General features: G+C 46.8%; 25 protein-coding genes. 16 read left to right on the plus strand and 9 right to left on the minus strand.

Annotated elements, in window-relative coordinates; genetic code table 11:
* Nucleotides 1–2: 2 nt before the first annotated feature.
* Nucleotides 3–1,154 (minus strand): multidrug effflux MFS transporter, encoded by a 1,152-nt coding sequence (locus tag IX95_RS03755; protein WP_038156961.1) that lies wholly within the window; start codon nucleotides 1,152–1,154, stop codon nucleotides 3–5.
* A 102-nt stretch (nucleotides 1,155–1,256) separates the two neighbouring features.
* On the opposite strand from IX95_RS03755, the gene IX95_RS03760 reads away from it, so the two are divergent.
* Nucleotides 1,257–2,033 (plus strand): AraC family transcriptional regulator, encoded by a 777-nt coding sequence (locus IX95_RS03760; protein WP_038156963.1) that lies wholly within the window; start codon nucleotides 1,257–1,259, stop codon nucleotides 2,031–2,033.
* A 101-nt stretch (nucleotides 2,034–2,134) separates the two neighbouring features.
* Nucleotides 2,135–3,310 carry a MalY/PatB family protein gene (locus IX95_RS03765; protein ID WP_038156965.1) on the plus strand — a complete coding sequence of 392 codons (1,176 nt, stop codon included), beginning with the start codon at nucleotides 2,135–2,137 and terminating at the stop codon, nucleotides 3,308–3,310.
* 30 nt (nucleotides 3,311–3,340) lie between these two features.
* On the opposite strand, the gene IX95_RS03770 is transcribed toward IX95_RS03765, so the two are convergent.
* Complete coding sequence (locus tag IX95_RS03770; protein ID WP_038156968.1) at nucleotides 3,341–3,925, minus strand: TetR/AcrR family transcriptional regulator; 585 nt, start codon at nucleotides 3,923–3,925, stop codon at nucleotides 3,341–3,343.
* A 257-nt stretch (nucleotides 3,926–4,182) separates the two neighbouring features.
* On the opposite strand from IX95_RS03770, the gene IX95_RS03775 reads away from it, so the two are divergent.
* The 3 genes from IX95_RS03775 to IX95_RS03785 all read left to right on the plus strand — a co-directional run bounded on the left by IX95_RS03775 (nucleotide 4,183) and on the right by IX95_RS03785 (nucleotide 6,233).
* Entirely contained in the window at nucleotides 4,183–4,731 is a 549-nt protein-coding gene (locus IX95_RS03775) for a carboxymuconolactone decarboxylase family protein (protein WP_021457785.1), read from the plus strand.
* A 97-nt stretch (nucleotides 4,732–4,828) separates the two neighbouring features.
* Nucleotides 4,829–5,485 carry a haloacid dehalogenase type II gene (locus IX95_RS03780; protein ID WP_006959938.1) on the plus strand — a complete coding sequence of 219 codons (657 nt, stop codon included), beginning with the start codon at nucleotides 4,829–4,831 and terminating at the stop codon, nucleotides 5,483–5,485.
* 244 nt (nucleotides 5,486–5,729) lie between these two features.
* Nucleotides 5,730–6,233 carry a cytochrome b gene (locus tag IX95_RS03785; RefSeq protein WP_038156970.1) on the plus strand — a complete coding sequence of 168 codons (504 nt, stop codon included), beginning with the start codon at nucleotides 5,730–5,732 and terminating at the stop codon, nucleotides 6,231–6,233.
* Between the two features lie 46 nt (nucleotides 6,234–6,279).
* On the opposite strand, the gene IX95_RS03790 is transcribed toward IX95_RS03785, so the two are convergent.
* Both IX95_RS03790 and IX95_RS03795 read right to left on the minus strand, forming a co-directional pair.
* On the minus strand, nucleotides 6,280–6,927 hold the full coding sequence (locus tag IX95_RS03790) for a hypothetical protein (RefSeq protein ID WP_038156972.1): 648 nt from the start codon (nucleotides 6,925–6,927) through the stop codon (nucleotides 6,280–6,282).
* Between the two features lie 290 nt (nucleotides 6,928–7,217).
* The gene (locus IX95_RS03795) at nucleotides 7,218–7,700 is read right to left on the minus strand and encodes a GlcG/HbpS family heme-binding protein (RefSeq protein ID WP_038156973.1); all 483 of its coding nucleotides are present in this window, start codon (nucleotides 7,698–7,700) and stop codon (nucleotides 7,218–7,220) included.
* An 80-nt stretch (nucleotides 7,701–7,780) separates the two neighbouring features.
* Between IX95_RS03795 and IX95_RS03800 the strand changes: the two genes are divergently transcribed.
* Nucleotides 7,781–8,449, plus strand: a complete 669-nt coding sequence (locus IX95_RS03800) for a Crp/Fnr family transcriptional regulator (protein ID WP_038156975.1) — start codon at nucleotides 7,781–7,783, stop codon at nucleotides 8,447–8,449.
* Nucleotides 8,450–8,460: 11 nt separating this feature from the next.
* Here IX95_RS03800 and IX95_RS03805 read toward each other — a convergent pair whose 3' ends face one another.
* The 3 genes from IX95_RS03805 to IX95_RS03815 all read right to left on the minus strand — a co-directional run bounded on the left by IX95_RS03805 (nucleotide 8,461) and on the right by IX95_RS03815 (nucleotide 11,071).
* Nucleotides 8,461–9,663 (minus strand): multidrug effflux MFS transporter, encoded by a 1,203-nt coding sequence (locus IX95_RS03805; protein WP_038156977.1) that lies wholly within the window; start codon nucleotides 9,661–9,663, stop codon nucleotides 8,461–8,463.
* Entirely contained in the window at nucleotides 9,656–10,303 is a 648-nt protein-coding gene (locus tag IX95_RS03810; RefSeq protein WP_171354536.1) for a recombinase family protein, read from the minus strand. Before IX95_RS03810 ends, IX95_RS03805 begins: the two co-directional genes overlap by 8 nt.
* Before the next feature lie 168 nt (nucleotides 10,304–10,471).
* Nucleotides 10,472–11,071: a TetR/AcrR family transcriptional regulator gene (locus IX95_RS03815; protein ID WP_038156981.1), complete on the minus strand. Its 600-nt coding sequence runs from the start codon at nucleotides 11,069–11,071 to the stop codon at nucleotides 10,472–10,474.
* A 137-nt stretch (nucleotides 11,072–11,208) separates the two neighbouring features.
* Here IX95_RS03815 and IX95_RS03820 point away from each other — a divergent pair, with 137 nt between their 5' ends.
* From IX95_RS03820 to IX95_RS03865, 10 genes are all read left to right on the plus strand, one after another.
* Nucleotides 11,209–12,294 (plus strand): efflux RND transporter periplasmic adaptor subunit, encoded by a 1,086-nt coding sequence (locus tag IX95_RS03820; protein ID WP_038156983.1) that lies wholly within the window; start codon nucleotides 11,209–11,211, stop codon nucleotides 12,292–12,294.
* 8 nt (nucleotides 12,295–12,302) lie between these two features.
* The gene (locus IX95_RS03825) at nucleotides 12,303–15,371 is read left to right on the plus strand and encodes an efflux RND transporter permease subunit (RefSeq protein WP_038156985.1); all 3,069 of its coding nucleotides are present in this window, start codon (nucleotides 12,303–12,305) and stop codon (nucleotides 15,369–15,371) included.
* Between the two features lie 149 nt (nucleotides 15,372–15,520).
* The gene (locus IX95_RS03830) at nucleotides 15,521–15,865 is read left to right on the plus strand and encodes a DMT family transporter (protein WP_006959951.1); all 345 of its coding nucleotides are present in this window, start codon (nucleotides 15,521–15,523) and stop codon (nucleotides 15,863–15,865) included.
* 74 nt (nucleotides 15,866–15,939) lie between these two features.
* Complete coding sequence (locus IX95_RS03835) at nucleotides 15,940–16,824, plus strand: LysR substrate-binding domain-containing protein (RefSeq protein ID WP_038156986.1); 885 nt, start codon at nucleotides 15,940–15,942, stop codon at nucleotides 16,822–16,824.
* A 105-nt stretch (nucleotides 16,825–16,929) separates the two neighbouring features.
* The gene (locus IX95_RS03840; RefSeq protein ID WP_006959955.1) at nucleotides 16,930–17,814 is read left to right on the plus strand and encodes a carbohydrate ABC transporter permease; all 885 of its coding nucleotides are present in this window, start codon (nucleotides 16,930–16,932) and stop codon (nucleotides 17,812–17,814) included.
* 10 nt (nucleotides 17,815–17,824) lie between these two features.
* Entirely contained in the window at nucleotides 17,825–18,772 is a 948-nt protein-coding gene (locus tag IX95_RS03845) for a carbohydrate ABC transporter permease (protein WP_038156989.1), read from the plus strand.
* Between the two features lie 6 nt (nucleotides 18,773–18,778).
* Nucleotides 18,779–20,059: an extracellular solute-binding protein gene (locus IX95_RS03850; protein ID WP_038157595.1), complete on the plus strand. Its 1,281-nt coding sequence runs from the start codon at nucleotides 18,779–18,781 to the stop codon at nucleotides 20,057–20,059.
* Nucleotides 20,060–20,123: 64 nt separating this feature from the next.
* Nucleotides 20,124–21,545, plus strand: a complete 1,422-nt coding sequence (locus tag IX95_RS03855; protein WP_038156992.1) for a CehA/McbA family metallohydrolase — start codon at nucleotides 20,124–20,126, stop codon at nucleotides 21,543–21,545.
* On the plus strand, nucleotides 21,535–22,269 hold the full coding sequence (locus IX95_RS03860) for an HAD family hydrolase (RefSeq protein ID WP_019277374.1): 735 nt from the start codon (nucleotides 21,535–21,537) through the stop codon (nucleotides 22,267–22,269). Before IX95_RS03855 ends, IX95_RS03860 begins: the two co-directional genes overlap by 11 nt.
* A 9-nt stretch (nucleotides 22,270–22,278) precedes the next feature.
* Nucleotides 22,279–23,406, plus strand: coding sequence for an ABC transporter ATP-binding protein (locus IX95_RS03865; protein WP_038156995.1), 1,128 nt, complete (start codon nucleotides 22,279–22,281; stop codon nucleotides 23,404–23,406).
* A 62-nt stretch (nucleotides 23,407–23,468) separates the two neighbouring features.
* On the opposite strand, the gene IX95_RS03870 is transcribed toward IX95_RS03865, so the two are convergent.
* Both IX95_RS03870 and IX95_RS03875 read right to left on the minus strand, forming a co-directional pair.
* On the minus strand, nucleotides 23,469–23,894 hold the full coding sequence (locus IX95_RS03870) for a universal stress protein (protein ID WP_019277372.1): 426 nt from the start codon (nucleotides 23,892–23,894) through the stop codon (nucleotides 23,469–23,471).
* Between the two features lie 121 nt (nucleotides 23,895–24,015).
* Nucleotides 24,016–24,621 carry a class I SAM-dependent methyltransferase gene (locus tag IX95_RS03875; RefSeq protein ID WP_038156996.1) on the minus strand — a complete coding sequence of 202 codons (606 nt, stop codon included), beginning with the start codon at nucleotides 24,619–24,621 and terminating at the stop codon, nucleotides 24,016–24,018.
* Nucleotides 24,622–24,664: the final 43 nt, after the last annotated feature.

Raw genomic sequence — 24,664 nt, forward strand, 5'->3', positions numbered from 1 at the left:
TTTTATTTTCTGAGTGCAGCGAATAGGTTCTGGTTACGATGCTTGGTAGCGTGGGTTACTAGAGCGATGACTGCACAACACATCAAGACCTTTCCAAGATCTTGTATTTGTCCAGCGATCGCCAGACCAATACCTATCTGCAAGTAGTAGATAAGCCCGAGAATTGCGCCGCCGCTGCCGGCATGTTGCTTGTAATCTTTTAGTGCTGCGCTGATAACATTGGGAATCGCGATACCAAATGCCATCATGACCAGCATCATTGCGAGAACAAAGTAAATACTATCCAGAGTCAGATAGACACTTATGCTCCCCACGCACAGTAATGTAGTGGCTAGGCTAATCAGAGCTGATGGATGAGTATGCTTGTTTAGCAGGTATTTGTTGCAGTAGCTGCCAACCACAGTACCGAGCCCTAACACAATTCCACTGTAGCCAAATTGGGCAGAGCTATAGCCAAGCTTAGCAAAGGCGAATGCCCCCAGTTGGTAATAGGAAAACAGCGCAATATTGAAGACGGCAATCAAGATAGTGGAGTACCATATATGACCGTCTTTGAGCATCCTCCAGCCTAGCTGATGGAGGTTAAGCGGCGTCCTCGATTGCTGTGTTTCTGGTAGCCTGAAGAGGTTGTAGAGTAGCAATAAGATCGCCATGCCAAACAGAGCGGAAAATACGTAGGTGTGCCCACCTGCTTGAGCAAGTTGCCCACCTACGGCCATTCCTATTACGGGGCTGAGCGCGATTCCCATACCCATAAGACCAAATACTTTAGCCAGAGCTTCACCGTCGAAAACATCTCTCAACATCGTTTGAGTGACTACTGAACCAACGGCAATGCCAAACGCGCTGGCAATTCGAGCTGCAATCAGACACTCAAACTGGTCGGTAAGCATTGCGACTAAGGCGGATAAGCCGTAAACCGCAATACCTGCAAGCATTGCTGGCCGTCGGCCCCATTTATCCGCAGCTACCCCCCAAAACACAACGCCCAGAGCAAACGCGATGAAATAGACAGATAAAGTTTGCGAAGCTTGCGAATCCTTGACTGAAAAGGCCTCTGCAATCGAGTGGAGTGCTGGGCTGTAAATCGTTTCCACGATCTGCGGAAACATGAGCATTACGAACATCAGCCAGAGTGAAGGCTTGTGCTTCATGATACGTCCTCAATAAATTTAACTTGAGACGCAGTATAAGGAGCACTAATATTTTTCTATTAACGATAATAATACAAAAAACATCAAAATAAGGACAGCGGTGTGCTGATCGATAAACATTCCGTGATAGATCCCGACAGTGTTAATTCCAAAGTGGTGGGCATTGCGGCAGATCTTGGCAGACACGACTCCGGCTTACACAAGCACCAAAAAGGACAGTTGCTATATGCGCCAAAAGGCTGCATGAATTTCGCGTTGTCGGACTCTATTTGTATCCTTCCTCCCACGAAGGCAGTTTGGATTCCACCAAACACAATACATCGTGCTTTTATGACCAATGTTGTGGCATACCGCTCGTTGTATTTTGATTGTGACGCTTTCTCTTGCCCTGACGCGATTACCATTATTGAAGTCAGTGAGTTACTGAAAGCACTGATTAACAAGATGGCTTTCTGGCCTATAGACAAACCTGAATCGGAAATGGCCAACTACACCGCTCTGTTTTGGGAAGAGTTTAGTCAAAGCAAAACATACTCCTACGAGTTGCCACTGCCCACAGACCGGAGATTGAATAGGTTCCGTCGTCAAGTCTCGGATGAAGCCTTTCTGGCACCCGATTTGGTGACATTAGCTAACTCTGCGGGAGCTAGTCCTAAAACCATTACTCGGATCTTCAAGGCCGAAACGGGTATGTCTTATCAGGAGTGGAAGCAGCAATGGCGAACCCTAAAGGCCATCGAGCTTCTGTGCCGTGAACGTCAGGTTAGTGATGTCGCGCACTTGCTAGAATTTTCTTCCGACAGCGCCTTTATCGCGTTTTTTAAGAAACAAATTGGGCAAACACCGCTGAACTTCATGAAATGTAACGCGTTTCCATAATGTTCAAAATATGTCTGAAATGTCCCATTTTTTCGTCTTTCGCTGTTTTATGTCGTCTATGGCTAGGAACAGTACATTAAATGACCCTCAGGCGAGTAGCTATGTTTACGACAAAACCGCAAAGAAACGATATTTCAGACAAATTTATCAAGCACGACAGCAAGATGCTTCAGCAGATATACGGGACTGATGATGTGCTGCCTTATTGGGTAGCGGATATGGACTTCCCTGTTGCTCACCCGATCTCTCAAGCTTTGGCTCGGATCGTTGAACGTGAGAAATACGCTTATGAATTTGACTCAGAAAGTGTGTTTAAAGCCATTTCTGACTGGAATAAGCAGCGCCATGGTTTGGATCTTAACCCAAGTTACTTTGTGCAAGTGCCGGGAGTACTGAGCGCGATTGCATTGATGATCCGAGAGTGGTCTAACAAAGGCGATGGTGTGCTTGTTCAGGTCCCCGTCTATCACCAATTTAGAAGGCTGATTGAGTCTGCTGGGCGTAAAGTGGTTGCTAACCCGCTTACATTAGAAGATGGCCAATATCAGCTGGATTTCGACGACCTTGAAGCTAAATTGAGAGAGGACAACGTCAAAATTGTTCTGCTCTGTAACCCTCATAATCCAGTCGGACGCGTTTGGACTCAGGATGAGTTAGCGAAGCTGGTGGCGATTGCGGCCAAGTACAATGTTGTGGTGATCAGTGATGAGATTCATGCCGACATTGTATTTGAAGGCCATCAATTCAACAGTATTCTCACCCAAAACTACGATAACCTTGTGTCGATCATTGGCTCGCCAGCAAAGAACTTCGGTCTGAACAGTATTGCTAATGGCTATCTTTATACCGAAAACCAAGCTCGGCTTGAAGAGATTAAGTCCACGGTGGCCTCAATGGCGTTGGATCACGGTAATACGTTGACCAATTACGCCACTATTGCTGCATACACTCATGGTCAGGCTTGGTTTGAGGGTTTCCTCGCTTATTCACAAAATACCATCGACTGGGTTGAGGCTTACATTGGGCAAAACCTACCACAAATAAAAATGTTTAAACCGCAAGGAACGAACCAGATCTGGCTCGACTTTTCTGGGCTCGATCTAGAGCCTGAAGTACTGAAAAGTCTGTTGTTCACACAAGCGAAAATGGGGCTGACACCTGGTGGATGGTTTGGGGAGAAGAATCCTAACTTTTATCGAATGAATATTGCGTCGCCATTGGAACAGATCGAGAAATCGTTCCACGCATTATCAGCGGCGATAAAAGAAGTGAGTTAGCAAAGTAAGAGGAGGCATTGCCTCCTCTCATTAGAAGGGATAATGACCGAACATATCGTCGATCAGTGATTCCAAAAGTTCAGGGTTGTTGTTGGCTTTCGCATAGGTTCTCAGACCTGCGATCTGGATCTGAACGTGACTGGCGAGTCGATGAGTGTCTTTATCTGCACTTAATTCCCCCTGTTGCTGAGCTTGTTGCAGTACTAATTCAAACTGATTTTCCATTAATCTTAAAGAGTGTCTGGCCTCATCCAGTAAATCTTGGTTAGCTTCGGTAAGCTCAGCGACGGATTTTGCCAGCATACACATGCCATCTGGAGCGCCTTTTTGCGATTGTAAAACAAGATGTTTAACGAAAGCCTTGAGTGCTGCTAGGGGAGAGTCGTTTTGGGACTTGAACTGTTCTAGTTTCGATATACCCATTTGGGTGTAATGCCTTAACGCTTGTTTAAACAGTTCTTCTTTACTGCCGAATGCTGCGTAAATACTGCCCGGACGCATATCAATGACTTCCTGAAGGTGACGCATTGATGTGGCATGGAAGCCTTTTTCCCAATATAGATGGGTGGCTTTATCGATGACTTGCTGACGGTCGAATTTGGCAGCATTCCCCATAGTAGCTCTCTGGTTATTTTGAACGATAGTTCAAATTATAGTTTTTTCCCTCGCAAGGGTAAAGTAATCAGGACAACTGTCGTCTTCCTATCCTGCTGCCTTCCAGCTAACCCACAGTTTAAATATGACTCTATAATGACTTGAACGAGTGTTCAAAATTAAACTTGAACAGTCGTTCAGGTGGTTCTATAGTAAACATCGAAATACGAGGAGGGTGTTCCTTCTCTGAATTAACGTGAATATGGCAGGACATCATTATGAGTGAATTCAAATTACACAGTGTGGAAAGTGCGCCAGAGGCTAGTAAAGCGATTCTAGAAGGTGCTCAGCAACGCATGGGACGCATTCCTGGGCTTTATTCTGTTATGGCGGAATCGCCAGAACTGTTGCAGAGCTACACGCAGCTCCATCAATCTTTCACTAGTACCTCATTTGATGAGGAAGAGCTGACTGTTGTGTGGCAGACCATTAACGTTGAGCATGAATGCCACTACTGTGTGCCGGCCCATACTGCCATTGCTCATTCAATGAAAGTCGATCCTGCATTAACTGAAGCGTTGCGCAATGGTCAAGCGATGCCAACAGAGAAGCTTCAGGCGCTCCATGACTTTACTTTGAGTGTGGTTCGAGGTCGAGGAAATGTATCTGAACAAGAACTATCGGCATTTTATGCCGCTGGTTATGGCCAAAAGCATGTACTTGAAGTGATTCTCGGCTTGTCTCAGAAGGTCATTAGTAATTACGTTAATCGCATCGCTCAGACGCCAGTTGATGCCATGTTTGAAGCTTACGCCTGGAAAAAATAGTCGAGTTGCAGGGTGGCACAAATCAGATTGTTTGCCGCCAGTGACCTATAGTTATCAATGCTCACTAAGACGTGAGCATTGTTATAAGGAGCGTGTAGTGAGTAAGACATTTGCCTTCGATGTGTATGGCACTTTGATTAATACCCATGGTTTGATCGCTTTGCTAGAAGACTGGATTGGAGATAAGGCATCAGCATTTAGCCAGACTTGGCGTGACAAACAGCTGGAATACTCTTTTCGTCGCGGCTTGATGAAAACGTATCAACCGTTTTCAGTGTGTACTCAACACGCTTTAGATTACAGCTGTGATTACCACAACGTTGAGTTGTCTGATGAACAAAAAACACGACTGTTAGAAGGGTATCTGAGCCTGCCCGCTTTTGGAGATGTGGCCGAGGCACTTAAGCGCCTTAAGGCTGCGGGTCATCGACTTTTTGCTTTCTCCAATGGCGAAACTCAAGCCGTCAATACACTGCTTGACCGAGCGGAATTGCATGCGTTTTTTGATGGTGTCATTAGCTGCGAAGATATCGAAACTTTTAAACCTAATCCAGATGTGTATCAGTATCTGATTGATTGTACGGGGGCTTTTAATGTCTGGCTGGTATCGAGCAATCCGTTTGATATTCTCGGTGCAATGTCATCGGGCATCCAGTCTGTGTGGGTTAAGCGCAGCGAGGAAGCATTGTTTGATCCTTGGGGAATTGAGCCTACTCGTACCATTTCCACACTAGAACAACTCACCACGGATTAACACCACAAGGACGCATGGCGCGTCCCATTTCTCTTTTACCTGTAAATACAATCTCGTTTGTAGTCTACATTTCGTCAGAGACTTAAACTCTTTTTCAAGGCTGATAGAGGTAAGTGTCTGTTTTTAATTTGATTATCGAGTCACAGCATCACTCTGTTTGCTGACATAGATTCGTCGATCGCACAGCGGATAATGCACGGGTAATCGATGAATTGTTACTGCTATGAGTTAACAAGGAAAGAGTATGTTGTTCAAAAGGTATTCATTACAGTCATTTGTGTTGCACTGGGGTGTGGCCTCACTTTTCATCTTCGTCTATTACATTGGCGACACTATGGTTGATCTGCCACCCAGCGATGAAAAATGGAGTTTGATTGCCAATCATAAATCATTAGGTGTTGTGCTGTTCGCCCTCGCGATATTCCGAGTATTATGGCGTGCTAACGAAGGTTTTCCTTTGCCCAAGCGAGAAGAGACAAGCATGTCTATTGCCACAGCTAGAGTTGTACATATCTCTTTGCTGGTGGTAACACTGCTGATGCCGATATCTGGTATTTTGATGAGTGTTGGATCTGGTCGAGGAGTGAAATTGTTTGATACCACACTGATTTATGGCGGTGAGAAGATAGCTTGGATGCAGCAGGTGGGAAGCTTAGGTCACCAGTTATTGAGTTACTTCATTCTTCTTCTGTTGGCCGCACATATTTTAGGCGCTGCAAAGTCAAAACTGAGCCTTAGAAGAGTTTAGCTGAAATAAATAAAGCCACTTCATGGCTATGAAGTGGCTTTACTTGTTAATTTCTAATACCAATCTTCTTCACATTTGTACTCGCGTATCCTTGATCAACCATTGCAAAACTCTTAGCAAGATTCTCTGCTGATTCCATATCTTGAGATTTTACAATAAGAGAAAATACCGGAAGATCAGCACCAACATAAAAAGTTTGGGAGTCAATATATGAGTCGGTGACAATGCCTTTTCTACTTAAATAAACGACATGTTGAAGATCTATACCTAGAATATTATTTACAACTTCGGGAGACGAATCACTATTCCATGTGAACTGAATATTATAACTTTGCAGAGCAAGACTGTCTGAATTTATCCAGCCACTACCTAGTGGCACTATGCTAATATGGCGAGATAAATTACCTTCTAAATCAAAAGTCTGATTTGCAACCTCCTTTGCTTCAATAATATCTTCTGCTTCAATGATATAACTAGGCAAAGCTCTGGTTTCATTGTTATAGATAATTTCCTTTAGATACATGCTGCTTACACCATGGGTGTTTTCTCGAGTTTCAAAAATAGATCGAGCAGTTTGCCTATTTGCATCTTCAAGTAAATCACTTTTAATTTCAGGGTTGATGTAAGTTAAATACTCCTTAGATTCCGAAGTAAAAGATATTAATAGCATAGAGGATAATAGTATACGTTTCATATTCACGTCCTTTGTTAACATTCAAAATAATTATATTTAAATTGGCGTAAATAAATGAAAGTTCATAGTAAATCTATGTAAATAGGTTGTTTTTAATATTTAAAATGATATTAAATGGGTCTCTCGACAAAAAATTGAAGTTGTTCAAGATATATTAAAAATTGTAGCCAGTTTCTTACATGAAAAAATTATAGAGAAATGTTTAGATTTAGGTGAGAGATACTTATAAAGGTAGGAATACAATACTGTTAAACGAGGAAGAAACCACTCATTCTCATGAGTGGTTAAAATCAGAGAGCGATTTTACTAATGGCTTTGTTGCCACACTCTTCTTCAATAAGAGGGTTGGGCGCGCCGGATAAACCAATGGCACCGATGACCGTACCTTTATACATAATGGGTAGCCCACCCGTTAGGATAAGAATATCGTCTTCCATCTTACCCAACTGGCTAAACCCTTTTGCTTCAACTGCGCCGGTTAACGCTGAAGTTGGCGCCTTAAGGGTGGCGGAAGTATAGGCTTTACGAAAGCTGGTGTGAACGGTGTTGCTACCAGTGCCTTCGCCACGATAAAAATAGAGCAATCGACCTTGGTCATTGACAACGGAAACCGAAATCGGAACGTTAACAGCATTGCACTCAGCGATGGCTTCTTTGGCAATTTGTTCTGCAACATTGGTTGGCAGGTAGAATTTGCTTGGTATCTCCGCAGCGTGAACGGATGAGATTCCAAGAAATAGGCTGGCAAGTGTCGTGGTGAACTTGTTTAACATGGGCTCTCCTAGATTGAACTCGTTGGAGAGGTATTTATACCCATCGGTGTAGAGACGACTCTACAATTTGGATTGTTTTTATGGAAAAGAATCAGACAGAAGGGCAAAGTGAACTGTTGGGATCGAGTTTTGAGCAGTTAGAACCTGCACTGCGCGCCAAGCTAGAAGTCACTCAAAGCAAAGTTCTTTACGCCGAAAAACAGTATATTCATTACGCAGGTGATGAGGCCAAGCATCTGTTTTTCGTTAGCCGCGGGACGGTGAGAATCACCAAATTTAGTGAATCTGGCAAAGAGTTCATTATTAAGGATCTCAGCCAGGGCGAATGGTTTGGTGTGATCGGTTGTTTTGGCGGTGGTAGAAGACCTAATGATGCGATTGCTTTAGTCGAAACCGAGTTAATTCAGTTCTCATTAGCCGATTTTATGGCCGTGGCTGACCAAAATCCTCAGCTGTGGCACTGCATCAGTCACCAGTTGGCTCAGTATGTGGTCCATTACAACCGAAGGCTGGAAGATATCGTGTTCCAGCCATTGTTGGAGAGGACGAAAGCCATGTTGGCTCAGCTAAGTCGTTGGCAAAATACCGACACTTTAGCAATGAGCCAAATGGATCTGGCTTGTTTACTGGGCGTGACTAAAGAAGCGGTCGGGTTGCAGTTGAACAAGCTGCAAGCAGAAGGCGCTATTTCATTGGGTTACAAAAAGATTCACATACACGCTTCTTTTGACCGAAACCCAACCGTGTAAATACTGGAAAATCATACAGGTTGACGTTCTTTCTGCACCAAGGCCTCATGAGTACTGAACCCGCGTACAATGTTACCCAGTGTAATGGCGGCGAATGCGAGAATCACAAAGCTCAAGTGCCATGCTTGATTCAAACCCAGTGTGACCAGCGCCATGCTGACGATAGATGAGATGATCATTTGCCCGCCACCAGACATGGCTGCCGCCGCGCCCGCTTGTTTCTTGTAGGGTTGCATCACCATTGCCTGAGCACAGGGTAGGGCGATCCCGTTACCTAAAATCATCAATAGCTGACCAAACATCAGATAGAGTGGCTCAAGCGGACAGAAGAAAAACCATAGCGCAGAAGCAAGGTGCAACACAGGTGTGCACAGCAGCATTTTCTTACTGCCAATTATCGGTCTTACTCGATTGCAGATACTGGTACCTGTCAGCATGCCCAATGCCGGAATGAGCGCCCACATGGCGTATTCATCTGATGTCATTCCAATCTGATCTTGCATGATAAACGGCATCACTGAGACGGTGGTGATCATCAGGCTGAAGTTTAGCCAGCCGATACTGGCGAAGCTGATGAAGTACCGAGAGGTGACTAATTCGCGATATTGCTTCAGCATATTGGCCGGTGAGGGTAGAGGCTTGGTTTGACTTAACGTTTCATCAAAACGAATCGCAATGATCGCCCATGCGATCGCCACGTAACCCAGCAATGAGACAAACACCATACTCCAGCCGAAGTGGAAGTTGATAAAGCCGCCCAATACTGGTGCTATCAAAGGTGTGATTGACGCCGCCATAGCGATGTAAGAAAGGGCGACAGGCAGTTGGGCACCACTGTAGCGATCTCTGGTTGAGGCTCGGGCCAATACCGCGCAACAACCCGTTCCTAAGCCTTGCAGTAATCGTCCAAGCACCATGCCGGTAAATGAGTCGCTGAAGGAGATAATCAGCACTAAGCCTGTCAGTGCAATCAATAAACCTGCTAGCAATACCTTTTTGCGTCCTAGCGAATCGGAAATAGGACCGTATAGAAACTGTGGAGGCCCAAAGCCAAGTAAGTACACACTGACTAATAACTGAGCCTGATCGAGTGAGATGCTAAAGTCACGAGCTATCCACGGTAGTGAAGGAAACACCAGCCCCATGCTTAACTGGCCAATACTGATGATTAAGCAGGCGAGCAGAATGGCTCTTGGCTGGATAGCATTACTCATCATTTTCCCCATACGCAGACGGACCTTTTGCTCGGCGTTTGAGGCAGCCCTCATCATCATCTTGCTGGAGCTTGGCTTTGACTCTTTTAACTGTCGATAGGCTGACATCGCATTGTTCAGCCACGCTATGCAGTGTTTTACCTTGCATCAAAAGCTCGGCAATCTGGCGATGTTTCTGTTTATCGGCTGGGCGGCCACGGAATTTCTGTTTCCACAGTTCAGGGTTATCTTTGAGCTGCTTACGTCCCATCTCTGCCGCGAATAAGCGATGCTGAGTTTGCACTTGCCCGTAGCCCGACAGTAGGGCGAGTAGAGTTTGGCTTTGTATTGTGTTGGGTTCGAGTCGCAATGGCTCACATACGGTTTGTAAATTGACGCCTTGGCTTTGAAGTCGTTCCACCACGCCAAGTGCCTGACTAAAATCATGGCCAAATGCACTTAGCCACCAAATCACCACGGTATCGCCAGTTTTTAGCGTGTCTAAAAGCTTTACGAATTCAGGACGCTCCATCGCTGGAACGTATCCACGCACTTTGTCCTGAAAGTGTTTTGCTTCAGGAGCGCAGCTCTGCAATTGCTCAAGTTGCTGAGAGTAGGCTTGGTTTTTTGGAGAAAATCGAGAGTAAAGGTACGTCGCCATAAAAATGTTTTGGTTCATTTGGTGTGATAGGTCATAAACATAGGCGGGTTCATAAATAAGATCAACACCAAATGAACCATTGCCATGGAGAGATGGCTTAACCTATTGAGAAAAGGAGAGATAAATTTTGGGCGTCAGAAGCGTTCTGAGCCCAAGTTCGGAAAGAGGTTACTTTAGCGTGTGGCTCAAGAACAGGTTGACACAACTCTTGATGTATTGATGCTTTTGTTCGTGAGATTCTTCGATGTTCTCACCGAGATAGCGCCAGTAGACCGCCTTGCCATGAAACATCAGCAGTAACTGAATGGCGCTTTGATGACTGGAGACATCAAGTTGAATGGTGCCGTCTTCAACTTTCTTATCCAGATATTGCTCAAGCATTTTGGTTGTTTGAATCGGGCCGTACTCTAAATAGGTGGCGGTAAACTCAGGGTGAGTATCGATGTTGCTGACCGCATTTCGATACGTTTGTTGGGCGCCTGGGTTCAGCAGAGTTTGGTGAAAACCCATCCCAAATTTCACCAAAGCCTCTTCAATTGGCAGGCTGAGATCAAGCACTGCTTCGTTCGCTTGATACTCCAAGCATTTGTTTCTCATGCATGTTTCAAACAACAAGTCCTTGGTTTTGAAATGCGAGTAGATGGTTTGTTTCGAAACATCTGCGAGCTTCGAAATACTATCCATACTGGCACCGTAGCCGTGGACACCGAATAATTCAGTGGCCGCTTGGAGAATTCTTTGGCGTTTTAATTCACTGGCACTTGTCATCGATCTTTCGCAATTTGCAGGACACGAGCCAAACATATCAATATCAAACTGGACAGTCTAGTTTTGTTGCTGTTTAATATGTGATCAAACTAGACCGTCTAGTTTGATTGTTGATTTTTGGTTAACGAGGCTGACTTATGCTGTATCAGAATAAAATGGCGACAGCGCTGGTAATGACAACTCTATTGCTGGTTTCTGGGTGCTCTGAATCCGTGGGTGAAGAACCTAAACCAATAAACCTCATCACCGTAGACTCAAAAAACATTGAGAAAAGTGATGGATACGTTGTCCCGAGAGAATACGTCGGCGTTGTTCAGGCAGCGCAGCGAGCAAACCTTGGTTTTGAGCTGGCAGGGAAAGTGCTCAGTATCAGTGTGGATGTGGGTGATCAAGTCAAGCAAGGTGACACCCTAGTGACTCTGGACACTCAATTACTTGATGCTGAGAGAAATGAGTTGTTGGCACAACTGGAGGAGATTCGTTCTCAGGCCAAATTGACCGACAGTAACCTTAAACGTCAGTATTCGCTGCAAAAAAAAGGTTTCAGTTCAGAGTCTGAAATTGATGCGCTCACCAGTGAAAAAGAGAGCCTTGCCGCTAACGCACTGCGAGTAAAATCTGCACTTGAAGCCAATTCACTCAAACTAGAAAAGTCGATACTAAAAGCGCCTTATGCGGGAGTGGTGAGTAAACGTTTTGTATCGATAGGTGATGTGGTATCCACAGGCACTGCAACCCTATCTTTACTGTCATCCGACAACAAAGAAGCGCTGATTGGCATTAATCGTAAAGACATCAAGAAATTCTCTCAGCTCAAAAATGTCAGCATAACCGTCAATGATAAGCCCTATGCGGCCACCTTACTTTCTCATCCTTCGAACGTTGACAGTAATTCTCGCAGTGTCGGGTTGCGTTTTCTTCTTCAGGACAGCGGGGCTGTTTTAGATGGTGAATTGGCTTATCTGACCTTTGAAAAATCGTACACCGATAGTGGATTCTGGATTCCTGCCACCGCACTGACCGATGGGGTTCGCGGTACATGGAATGTGTATACCTTGGGTTCAGAACAGGGGCAGAAAATTATCGAGCGAAGAGTGGTGAATGTGCTGTTTGCCAGCAACGATTCAGTGTATGTACAAGGTAGCCTTAGCGGTGGTGACGAAGTCGTGACTTCCGGGCTGCATAAAGTGGTCCCCGGCCAACCAGTGCAAACTGCTGAGTGAGTGTCGCCATGAAGTATCAAAGTATCCTTTCCAATACCCGTTTGATGATTCTTGCTGTGGCGTTTCTTATTGTCAGTGGCCTATCTGCGTTTCAGACTTTGCCCAGAGCCGAAGACCCGATTATTGCTAATCGCAACGCGACCATCACAGCGGTTTATCCCGGTGCGAGTGCGACTCGGGTGGAATCACTGGTGACAGAAGTCATCGAGAATAAGCTCAGGCAGATCGATGAAATTAATCTCATTACGTCGACGTCACGCATGGGGATTGCAGTGATAGGCGTTGAGCTGAATGAATCGATAACAGACTCCGATCCGATCTGGTCTAAAGTGCGCGACAAGTTGTCTGATGTAGAACCGGAACTGCCCGCGGAAGCTTTGCCGCCTGAATTAGACAGTGATCGCACCTACGCATTTACCACTATCATAGGTCTAAAATGGCAAGGCGTTGGTGAGCCTGATTTGCTCACGATGGGACGTTATGCCAAAGAGCTGGGAACGCGTCTTAGAACCATGTCAGGTACCGAATTTGTGGATGAATACGGTCTCCCTGATGAGGAAATCGTGGTTAACCTCAATGTCAGTGATGCGGTGTCGCTTGGTGTCTCTGCCCAGCAACTTGCCAGTGTGCTTGAAGGCGCCGATGCAAAAAATTCCGCAGGAGAACTGAATACTCAGGATACCCGCTATGGTCTTGAGCTGACGTCCAATCTGGACTCACTGGAAAGAATCCGTAACGTGCCCGTTGCAGTAGATGAAAACGGGCATACGGTTCAAATTAGCGATATTGCACAAGTCAGGCGCTCGGCCAAAGCCCCGTTTGATGAAATGGCGTTGCTGGATGGTCAGCCAGGGGTGATCGTTGCGGCGCGCATGCAATCCAATTTGCGTGTCGATAAATGGACACCAGCCGCCATGAAGGTGCTAGCGCAGTTCGAGCAAGAGCTACCAAAAGAAATTCGCGCCGATGTGCTGTTCAGCCAACAGGGCTACACGGAAAACCGTCTGTTTGAGCTCAGCGAAAGCTTAATGATTGGTTTAGCGTTGGTATTGGCCGTTCTGCTGTTTACATTGGGTATTCGAGCGGCGGTTATCATCGCTTTGGCATTGCCTCTGACTATGCTGATGACGACCACTTTCATGAAGTTCCTCGGTATTCCTATCAACCAGATGTCGGTGACGGGGTTTATCGTTGCATTGGGCATCATGGTCGATAATGCAGTCGTGATGGTCGATACCATCCAAAGCTATCGATTGAAAGGCATGGCGAAGTTGGAATCGGCCATGAAGGCGATTCAACACTTATGGGTGCCACTGCTTGGGTCAACGCTGACCACGGTGTTAGCCTTTGCGCCAATCTTTTTGATGCCGGGAGCTACGGGAGAGTTTGTGGGGGCTATTGCTCTGACGGTGTCGTTTTCTCTGATTGGCTCTTACATCATTTCCCATTCGATCATCGCGGCGTTGTCGAGTGTCTTTTTGCCTCGTCAGCAGGAAGGCCACCACTGGTATCAGACTGGTGTAACGATTCCGGCCCTCAGCCGAGGGTTCTCTGCCTCCGTCGCTTGGTCGATTCGCCACCCTTTCCTCGCGGTAGGGCTCTCACTGGTGCTGCCGCTATTCGGGTTCTGGAGCACGTCTCAGCTTACCGAGCAGTTTTTCCCGACCTCTGACCGTGACATGTTTGAAGTGCAGGTATTTCTTCCTCCACAATCGAGTATTTACGCAACGGAAGCGACCACGGAGATTATTCAGGATTTAATCACTGCTGAACAAGGCGTTGAGCAGGTCCATTGGGTTGTCGGGGCTTCTTTCCCTTCTTTTTATTACAATCTGGTCGGCAATCAACAAAAAGCGCCATACTTTGCTCAGGCAATGGTGAAAACCGTCGATTTTCAGACCGCAAACGCCTTAATACCCAAGCTTCAGACGTTACTGGATAAGAAAGTGCCACAAGCGCAGGTGCTGGTCAGAAAGCTAGAACAAGGCCCACCGTTTAATGCCCCTGTGGAGCTGCGAGTGTATGGCAACAATCTAGAACAACTGAAATCGATTGGTGAAGATATTCGCCTGATCCTTTCTCAAGTGTCCCATGTGACCCATACACGTGAGAGCCTGACGTCCGGCGTGCCTCAGTATAGTGTGACGGTGGATGAGCAGGCGATACAGATGAATGGGGTGAGCCTAAATCAATTTGCGGGCTTACTTCAGTCAACACTCGTCGGCAGAGAAAGTGGCAGCGTGATTGAAGGGACAGAATCTGTTCCCGTCCGTGTTCGGGTTAAGGACGAGCAACGCGAAAGCTACAGTGATTTAAACAATCTCCGTTTTCCACTAATGCAAAGTGACGCGGAACTGGGTACTACCGTACTTAACTTATCCTCTTTGGAGCTGACACCAAGTCGAGGCAATATTACTCGTCGTAATGGTGTTCGCGTTAACACCATCGAAGGGTATATCGAAGCGGGAGTGTTACCCCAAACTGTGCTTAACGAATTCAAGAAAGCACTGGAAGGTTACTCGTTTCCCGCTGGATACCGAGTGGAGTTTGGAGGCGAGGCCGCTGAACGCGACGAGTCGGTTAACAGCCTGATTGGTAATGTCTCTCTGGTGATGATTCTCATGGTGCTGGTTGTGGTGTTGTCATTCAATTCATTCAGGCTGAGTGCGGTGATATTTCTCGTCGCTGGGCTGGCTGCAGGGTTGGGCATTCTTTCCGTATGGTTGTTCAGTTATCCGTTTGGCTTTACCGTCATCATTGCGCTGCTGGGGGTGATAGGTCTTGCGATTAACGCGGCTATCGTGATCCTTGCAGAATTGAGGGCGGATACCGATGCGCTCAATGGCGATTCAGAGGCGATTTTGGCCGCCGTCATGAGCTGTACTCGCCACATTACGTCGACCACGATTACGACTATTGGTGGCTTCTTGCCTTTAATTCTCGCTGGTGGTGGTTTCTGGCCGCCGTTTGCGGTGGCGATCGCTGGGGGGACGGCACTGACGACTCTGCTATCGTTCTATTTTGTGCCTTCCATTTTCACCTTGTTAACCAAGCTACCGTACAAAATAGCGGCTTAAAACATCGCCGCTCTGAACCACTAGTTCATAGCGATGATTCACTTCAGAAAACCTAGGCACTTTGCTTAGGTTTTCTATTAGGTATCGACACAATAGTGACATGCAAGCTCATTAGCCTGCCCGATTTACACTATAAATGCGGGTTAAATATGTTGTTGTCCTTACCACCTGCGGTGACCCTGATTATCGCTATTGTCCTTGAAGTCTTCGCCACCTCTTGGTTGCCAAAAACGCAGCAGTTTACGGCGTTGTATCCTACATTAGGCGTGTTAGTGGGTTATGGAGTAGCGTTTTATCTACTTTCGTTGACAGTACAGAGCATGGCGTTAGGCGTGGCTTATGCGATCTGGTGTGGCGCAGGCATTGTTCTTGTCGCTGCTCTTTCCTGGCTGGTCTACGGACAAAAGTTGGATGTGTATGCTTTGGTTGGTATCAGCTTTATCCTGTGTGGGACGGTGATCATAAATCTGTTCTCCACCTCCGTTAGTCATTAATCTGTCATCTTCGCGTCGAAAATCTGCAACCTGATTGAAGTAGTTTTCAGTTTTATTTCAATCAGGTGAACGCCATGCTACCTCCTTTACGTGCTCTGGTCGCTTTTGAAGCGGTTGCCCGGCTTGGCTCGATTGGAGCCGCGGCTCGGGAATTGTGTGTTACGCAGGCCGCTGTAAGTCAACAGTTGAAAAGTCTGGAAGCGTTTCTTGATACGACGCTGTTTGAGCGAACGCAAAAAGGCGTCAGGTTGACGTCGTCTGCTCAGCAGTACCAACCGATTGTTTCTGGCTCCCTGGCTCACCTTAAACTTCAGACTCAACTGTTGTTCGGTGAAAAGGAAACTGACGTACTGAGCCTCAGGGTGAACCACACCCTTTGCCATAACTGGCTCCTGCCGCGCTTACCGCATTTTTACAACAAATACCCCTTCATTCGCCTTGATGTTCAGTTGGTCGACTGGCCTTCAACTACACCTTGTCAGAACGTTGATATCGAATTGACCAATGGCAAAGTGGAAAGTGAAGACACCAGTGCTGAGCGACTCTTTCAGGAACACTGGCAGCTGGTATGCAGTCCTGAGTTCAAACGTGGTTATCAAACTCAGCTTGATGAGCGTGATTTTTCACAGCTTCCTGCCGTGCAAGTAAAGGGGTATCAGGAGAACTGGCTTCAGTGGCTAAGTCACAATCAGTTCGATGCAGTGCTGCCTAAGGTTCAACTCGAAATCAGTAACTCTCTGCATGCTTTGGAAGCGGTCAAACATGGTGTTGGCGTGTTGTTGGTAAGGTCGCTGGCGGTGTCGGAACTGTTAAAGAGTGGAGAGCTGGTATTGGCGGTGGATGCCTCTATGCCAGCGGAATCGGGACATTATCTGATCACCAAAAACAGTCGTAATGCCAAGGTCAATTTCTTTTGTGACTGGCTGCACCATCAGATCAAAGATGATGGCTTGGCTTAAAGATTTTCTTATGAGTGCCCATAAAAAAATGAGGGGCACTCCAACAGGCTTGTCATATAGCGCACTTAGTTTATTGACATATCACGGAAGTACTAAGGTCAAACCATGAGTACCATCTCACAACAAATATCGAACCACCTCAAAGTGCTGTTGTTTACTGCACCACTGCTGATTCCACTGGTGGCTTTTTGGTTAGTGCCGTTCGGCTACTCCATTTATATCAGCTTTACAGATTGGGATTATATCTCGCCTGAATACGATTTCATCGGCTTGGAAAACTATCAGTATATGGTCGAGGATTTTGAGTTCACTCAGGCGTTACTCAACACATTTTGGTTTTCTCTTGGTGTGGTTATTCCGACTGTGGTGCTGGGGCTGATCTTTGCTTTACTGCTGCATAAAAACTTTGCGGGCAGCCAGTTTTATCGTGCAGTGATCTTCTCACCCTGGATTACACCAACGGTTGCGGTGTCGATTGTCTGGTCTTGGGTGTTTGAGTCCAAATCTGGCCTGGCGAATCAAATTCTGATGTCGATGGGTTTCGACAAGATTGCGTGGTTGGAGCAGGGTGATACGGCCATGGTCGCGGTGATTATTGTCACTATCTGGCAGGCCATCGGTTGGACCATGCTGTTTTACATCAGTGCGCTCAACAAAATCCCTAGTTCTCTCTATGAAGCGTCACTGATTGACGGTTGCAGCAGTCTGACTCGCTTTTTCAAAATCACGTTACCGCTAGTGTCACCGACCACTTTTTTCTTGTTGGTGGTTAACATCATCAATGCGGTCCAGGCGTTTGACCAGTTCCAGATCCTGACACAAGGTGGGCCTGGTGGTGAGACTCGTACACTACTTTATCTCTTCTATCAGCAAGCTTTTGAGCGTTATGAAATGGGGCCGGCGGCGGCGACATCATTGGTGATTTTCCTGATCACTGGACTACTGGCACTGGCAAATACCTACATTGGTAAACGCTGGGTTTACTACTGAGGATAGGATTATGACGACACAAGTTATGGATAGCGCGCCACGATTACGCCAGATAAATGAGCCGCTTCAGGCGGTGGCTGCTGATAAGTCAATACCGGCTGTTCAGGAAAAGGCCAGTAAGCGACTGGAAATACAAACACTGACTTCTATAGGTAAGCACCTGTTTCTCGGTGTATGCGGCACGTTAATGGTGTTCCCTTTTCTCTGGATGTTGTCTGGTTCTCTGAAATCGAACGATGAGATTTTTGCCAGCCCACTGAATTTGATTCCGGAGCAATTTCGCTGGGAGACCTTTATTGAGACGTTCCATAGTGCACCATTTGGGCTGTACATTTTCAACAGCTTCAGTGTGGCGCTTTTTACGACTTTGCTAGTGATCATCAATTCTGCGATGTTCGCTTATGCCTTGACTCAGCTGAAATTCCGCTCAAAGACGATGCTCTATTTTGTTGTGATGGGCTGTTACATGTTGCCGGGGGCGGTGACTTACATTCCATCTTACATCACGCTGGCGAAGCTGGGGCTGCTTGACTCACATATGGGGCTGGTGGTGTCCAATGCCGCGTCGATTTTTGGCGTTTTCTACCTGCGTCAGGTCTTCATCAAAATCCATCCGTCACTGATCGAAGCGGCGCGCATCGATGGTGCGGGTGAGCTAAAAATTTTATGGGCGATTTTGCTGCCTCAATGCCGAGCAGCAGTCGCAACCTTGTTCCTGATTACCTTTATCACGAACTACAACAGCTACATGTGGCCGAGTCTGGTGATCACCTCGCAAGAGCTGAATCTGATTGCAACCGGGATTCGCCACTACTTCATCGCCGAAGGTAATTACGGTCTTAACTGGTCGCAAATTATGGCAGCCAGCACGATTGCTGTATTGCCTTTGTTGATTCTATTCGTCTTGTGTCAAAAGACGATTCTTTCAGGTATCGCCGATAACGGCGTAAAAGAGTAAATGGAAATGAAACTAAAAACTCTCGCACTGGTGTGTGCTGGCGCAGCGAGCGCTTCAATGGTCTCGGGTAGCGTTCTGGCAAAAACGGAAGTGAATTTCTGGTATTCCGGCGGTACAAAACCTCAGAAGCTGATGACTCAGCTTATTGAAGAGTTTAATGCCAGCCAAGATGAATATGTCATCAAGCCAGCATTGCAAGGAAACTACACCGAAACGTATCAGAAACTGCAGGCCGGTTTGGCTTCAAAAACCGCTCCGGAAGTGGTTCTGCTTGACTCGGTCCGAGCTGAGGCGATGTATGAGCGCGGCTTGAGTCGTGATCTTAAACCGTATATGGACGCAGAGTTCAACTTCTCGGATTTTGTCGGGGCGTTTAAAGAGCAGGTGACGGCTGAAGATGGAACAGTGATTGGCTTACCAGCTTATGGTACGACTCAGGTGTTTTACTACAACAAGAAAGTGTTGGCAGACAATGGCTTTACAGAGAAAGACCTGAGTACCTGGCAGGGGGTGGCTAAAGTTGCTGAGAAAGTGACTCAGCGAGATGCGAAAGGCAACACGACTTTTTATGGCTGGGAACCGATGTGGGGTCAGGACAATATGATCGACGCCGCTTTCTCTAATGGCGCTAAGGTGATCAGCGATGATGGCAAAACAGTACTGATTGACTCAAAGCAATGGGTTGAAGTGTGGGACAGCTTCCGTAAATGGATTCACGAAGACCAAATCATGCGTATTCACCACGGTGGTCAGGGCTGGGAGTACTGGTACAAGACCATTGATGATGTCATGAAAGACAACGCCCTTGGTTACACAGGCTCATCGGGTGATCAGGGCGATCTCGATTTCACTAAACTTGCTGCAACCACGCAGCCTGGTTGGGGTTCTCACCCATCCGCACCTCAAGCTGGTGCTCTTGTCTACGTGATGCCTAAAGGGACCGACGACAAGGCAGCACAAGGTGCGTTTGAGTTTATGGAGTTTTATACCAACGCTAAGAACACCGCGAACTGGTCTATGTTCACAGGTTACATCCCTGTACGTATGAGTGTAGAAAGCGTGCCTGAGTATCAGGCGTTCACCAAGGACAACCCACAAGCGCTGATTCCGTTAAAGCAGGCAAGCTTCGCCAGCCAGGATTTCCTAGACCCAACGAATGGCAAGATCATGGATGCCCTGAAAGTGGCTGCCGATCAGATTCAAATTCAGAACGTACCTGCTGAGAAAGCGCTGAAACAAGCGGCGAAGAAAGCGCAGCGTGCACTGGACAGAGCCAACCGTTCTTAATCTTGATAAGGAGCCTGCCTAGGTAGGCTCCGCCATCCTACAGTGGGTTTAATTGGTGAAACCGATGACAGAATTTCAAGGTGAACTGACCTTCGGCAGAGTGTCGTTGTCGTTTATGGTTCCGCACGGTGCTGAGGCCGTTCAAATTACGGGCACGACCGTGACCAAAGGGTTCTTATACGCAGCGGCGTACGATAGTCATGGTCATTTTCGCGGAAAGGTATTGTTTGAAAAAGCGCATAAGTCGCTGAATATCTGTGCAGAGCAGTCAGGTTTTGGCGCGATTGATGGTGATTTGGCCGCTGGAAAATGGTCTCTGGAGCTATACAACCTTGAAGGTGAGTTTCGTTCCGAGCGGGCGATGCAGTATCAGGTGAGTATCGCGTTTGATCAACCGGTTGATACTCTGGCGGTAGACAGTGTCGCAACTGTAGGGTTGGATCATCAGATTTCTTTTGATTACAGACAGTTATTGAGCTCAGAGTCTCGTTGGTATCGAGGTGATCTGCATGCACATACTCAGTTATCTGATGGACACAACACCCTTGCGGCAGCCAAGCAGATAGTCGAAGCGCAGGGCTTAGATTTCTTCTTCCTTACTGAACACAACATCTGCCAGCCAAGATTACCTTTGTCTGAGCAATGCCTGTTTATGCCTGCCCTTGAAGTGACTACAGACCTTGGGCACTTCAATGTTCATGGTCCACAATCTGCGCTGGATTTGCGCCATGTTGAGCATAGCAGCCAAAGTGTTATGGAAACAGGACTGGCATTGGCCAACGCTTCTCATAGCTCTATTAGTGTTAACCACCCGATGATGAAGCCATGGCATTGGCATTATGCACCGCTCGAACTCGACAAAGTGTCGACGTTTGAGGTGTGTTGCGATCCGACTTGGTCAACATCACCTAAAGCGACAAACTCAGCGCTTAACGTATTGAACGAAATGTGGAATTGCGGCCATAGAATCAGCGCCATTGGCGGCAGTGATTCCCACCTAGAGCCTCATGAGCGCAATCCGAAAGCGACGGAACCTTCACTCTACGGTGACCCGTCGACCTTTGTGTTTAGTCATGGACTGTGTGGTGAAGGCATTCTCGCTGGGCTTCGGAACGGGCATGTCTATTTAGAGCGTCGCTGCGGCTTATCTTTTGCCATCAACGGTAACGAGTTATTACCCGGCTGCGATTCTAAAGGGCAGGCACTGTGCTACCAATTGGCTGTGGACGATGATGAGCATACTTATTACGCCGAATGCATTGTCGATGGCGTTGTTGTTGCCAAAGTCACGCTGCACAACAGTGAACAAATGCTGTTTGTAGAAGCAGGCTACTCTTGGTGCCGCATCGATATCCGCCGCGCCGAGAATGATGAATTTGAAGGCTGTATTAACGCCGTTTATGACGGCGACCAACCCATTTTTACTACGCCTCTGGTCAAAACCTGGGGTGAACTTATGGAGCGATTTAATAGTGATGAAGTTTAAAGCACTATTGTTTGATAAAGATGGCACTCTGCTGGAATTCCACAATATGTGGCTCAACGCTTCACGCAGTGCGTGCCAGACCGTAAAGGATTTCAGTGACACAAACCAGGGTCATCAAAACGTCACAGTTGCGGAGTTACTCTTAGCCATCGGCGTAGAGGGCGACTCAGTCGATAACCATGGTCTGTTGGCGTCCAATCCGGTGGAAGACACGGCCAAAGCTTGGTTCGAGATCCTACGCCCAGTCGTTTCTCTGGAAATGTTTACGCGTGTGACCAAAGAGGCGTTTAACCATCATGTCGCTAATCATCCCGAATGGGTTGAAGCACTGCCAGGGGTAACAGAAAAACTGGATTCACTTAAGCAGCAGGGCATGATTCTTGGCATTGCTACCGCGGATACCAAGGACTCTACACTCTACACTTTACAGCAATCTGGTTTGAGCGAGATGTTTGATTATGTCGGTTACTCGGATGGTGACATCGAACCAAAGCCAGCCCCTGCACTGCTGAATGCTTTTTGTCAGCAATGCGGTGTTGAGCCACACGAAGTGATCATGTTTGGCGATACGGTGTCAGATATGGAATTTGGCACCAATGCGGGCGCGAAGAAAATCGGTGTTCTAACTGGAACCGCATTGGAAAGCGAACTGACGCCTGTTGCAGATCTGGTGATTCCATCGGTAGCCCATTTTGACCCACACGCATTTAACGAGTTGATTTAAGGATAAGCTATGGCGGAAGTCACGCTTAAAGGGGTGGAAAAAACCTACCCCAATGGATTCAAAGCGGTTCATGGTGTTGACCTGAACATTCGCGAAGGCGAGTTTATGGTGTTTGTTGGGCCGTCTGGCTGTGCTAAGTCGACGACCTTAAGAATGATCGCTGGCCTAGAAGAGATTTCTCACGGTGATGTCTATATCGGTGACAAACGAGTCAACGATTTACCGCCGAAAGATCGTGGTATCTCAATGGTGTTTCAGAACTATGCGCTATACCCACATATGTCGGTGTATGAAAACATGGCATTCGGGCTTAAACAGCAAAAACTGGCAAAGTCAGAAATTGAACTGCGTATTTCTGAGGCGGCAAAAACGTTAGAGATTGAGCATTTACTGCAAAATAAACCCGGTGAAATGTCAGGTGGTCAAAGACAGCGTGTTGCACTTGGTCGCGCCATGGTGCGCAAGCCAGATGTGTTTTTGTTTGATGAGCCGTTGTCGAACCTTGATGCTAAATTGCGAGTGTCTACCCGAGTAAGCATTGCTCAGCTGCACTCTGATCTCAAAGCGGAAGGGCAGAATGCAACCATGATTTATGTGACCCACGATCAGGTGGAAGCCATGACGCTTGGAGATCGCATTTGTGTGCTCAATCAGGGGGAAATCATGCAAGTGGATACCCCAATGAACTTGTACCGCTATCCAGCCAACAAATTTGTGGCAGGTTTTATTGGCTCTCCGGCGATGAACATCATTAAAGCACGTATTGATGAGATTGATGGTGTAATGAATGCCATAGAAGAGAGCGGTAACCGATGGACGTTGCCAGAAAGTAAGCAAGACTTAGCAAGGCAGAAAATCGGCCAGTGGGTGTGGTTTGGTATTCGCCCAGAGCATATTCAACTGGCGAACCATGATGCGCTACTTTCAGAGGTCAATATTCAACGTCATCCTATCAATGTCGTGGAATCGATGGGGAATGAGCTGTACCTCTATTTCCAACTCGGTAATGACAAATTGATTGCTCGTGTGCCGTTTGATGCAGATCGCATGGTGTTTAATGGTGAAGAGGCGTTATTGAATTTTAATGTCTCTGAGTGCCACCTTTTTGATATCGAGACCGAGCAGGCGCTAGTGTAGCCGCACATAATATGACGAAGCCATCCGTTAAGGATGGCTTTTTTGATTTTTAACTCGCTGGATTAGTTCGGAATTGGCACAACCAGAATGTCGACCGGAGATTTGTTGATCAGGTGTCTTGAATAAGAAATGATCTTACTCCAGAAGTCCTGATGGTGGCCACATATCAGCAAGTCGACACGGTTTTCTGTAATGGTGTCATTGAGCTTATCGCCCAGATCGCCAGTCCCGACTAAAAAATGCTTCACAGGAAAATCTAGCTTGGCTTGGAATGCGCGCAACCATTCCATCGAGTGTTCGTTGAGTGGTCTGACGCTGGCGTCAGCGTGAATGTCGACCAGCTCTGGATAGATTTCTCCATGGGTGCCATCAATGTGAATCAGCGAAATCTCCGCGTCATGCTGCTTAGCCATAAATACCGCTCTTTCAATCAACACATTGCTCTCTTCAGAAAGTTCCAGCGCGACCAGAATATGTCGATATTTCATTACCATGTCCTCTTATTGAACTGACTCATTTCATCATAGAGCGAATCGCTGAAAAATTTTGTCTAAGAGATCGCGGAAATGCTACAAATTGCATTGGTTGAATGTAAGGATATTGCTCCAATCAGTTAGAAGCGGCTTTCTTTACGGCTAACACTGAAAAGGTATGCCAATGCTTGATTCGCCCAAGTGCCGTCTGGCCTGTTTCATCACGTTCTTGGAACTGGATAATATTGAAATCTTTGAATAGAGCTTCCACCTGTAGTTTCGTCAGTGGTGTAGTTGCTATACGGAATCCGTGAGCCCAAGAGTCTTTTTCACCCATGAAATCACCACTAAATACGCCGCCAGTTTCTAGGCTGTTACTGATGGATTGCCACGTGTCAGGAAACGCCTCCGGTTCAGCAAAGAACAGGCTGTTATGTGCCAGAACCACTCCAGCTTGTGGGTAACGGAACGTTTCAAATGTAGAGAGTGAGATATTAATCGAAGGCTGGTCTGTGAATCGATCGCGGCAAAGACCAATAGCGTCTTCATTATTATCAAAACCATGTACCTGATAGCCTTGCTGCGCGAGGTAGGCGATGTCGCTGCCCGTACCACAGCCACAGTCAATCGCAACTGTACAGCCAGAACGGTTGAATTGGTGTGCGTTCTCAGTTTCTAGTGAGTGCTTTTTGGTCAGTACCTTCTGGTAGTATTGGTGCCAGGTTTCGCTGTTCTTATCCATTGTTCACTATTATCGAAGGGAAGAGTTTTAGTGTGCGTGAACG

Source organism: Vibrio sp. B183, from assembly GCF_000740665.1.
Classification (GTDB): Bacteria; Pseudomonadota; Gammaproteobacteria; order Enterobacterales; family Vibrionaceae; genus Vibrio; species Vibrio coralliilyticus.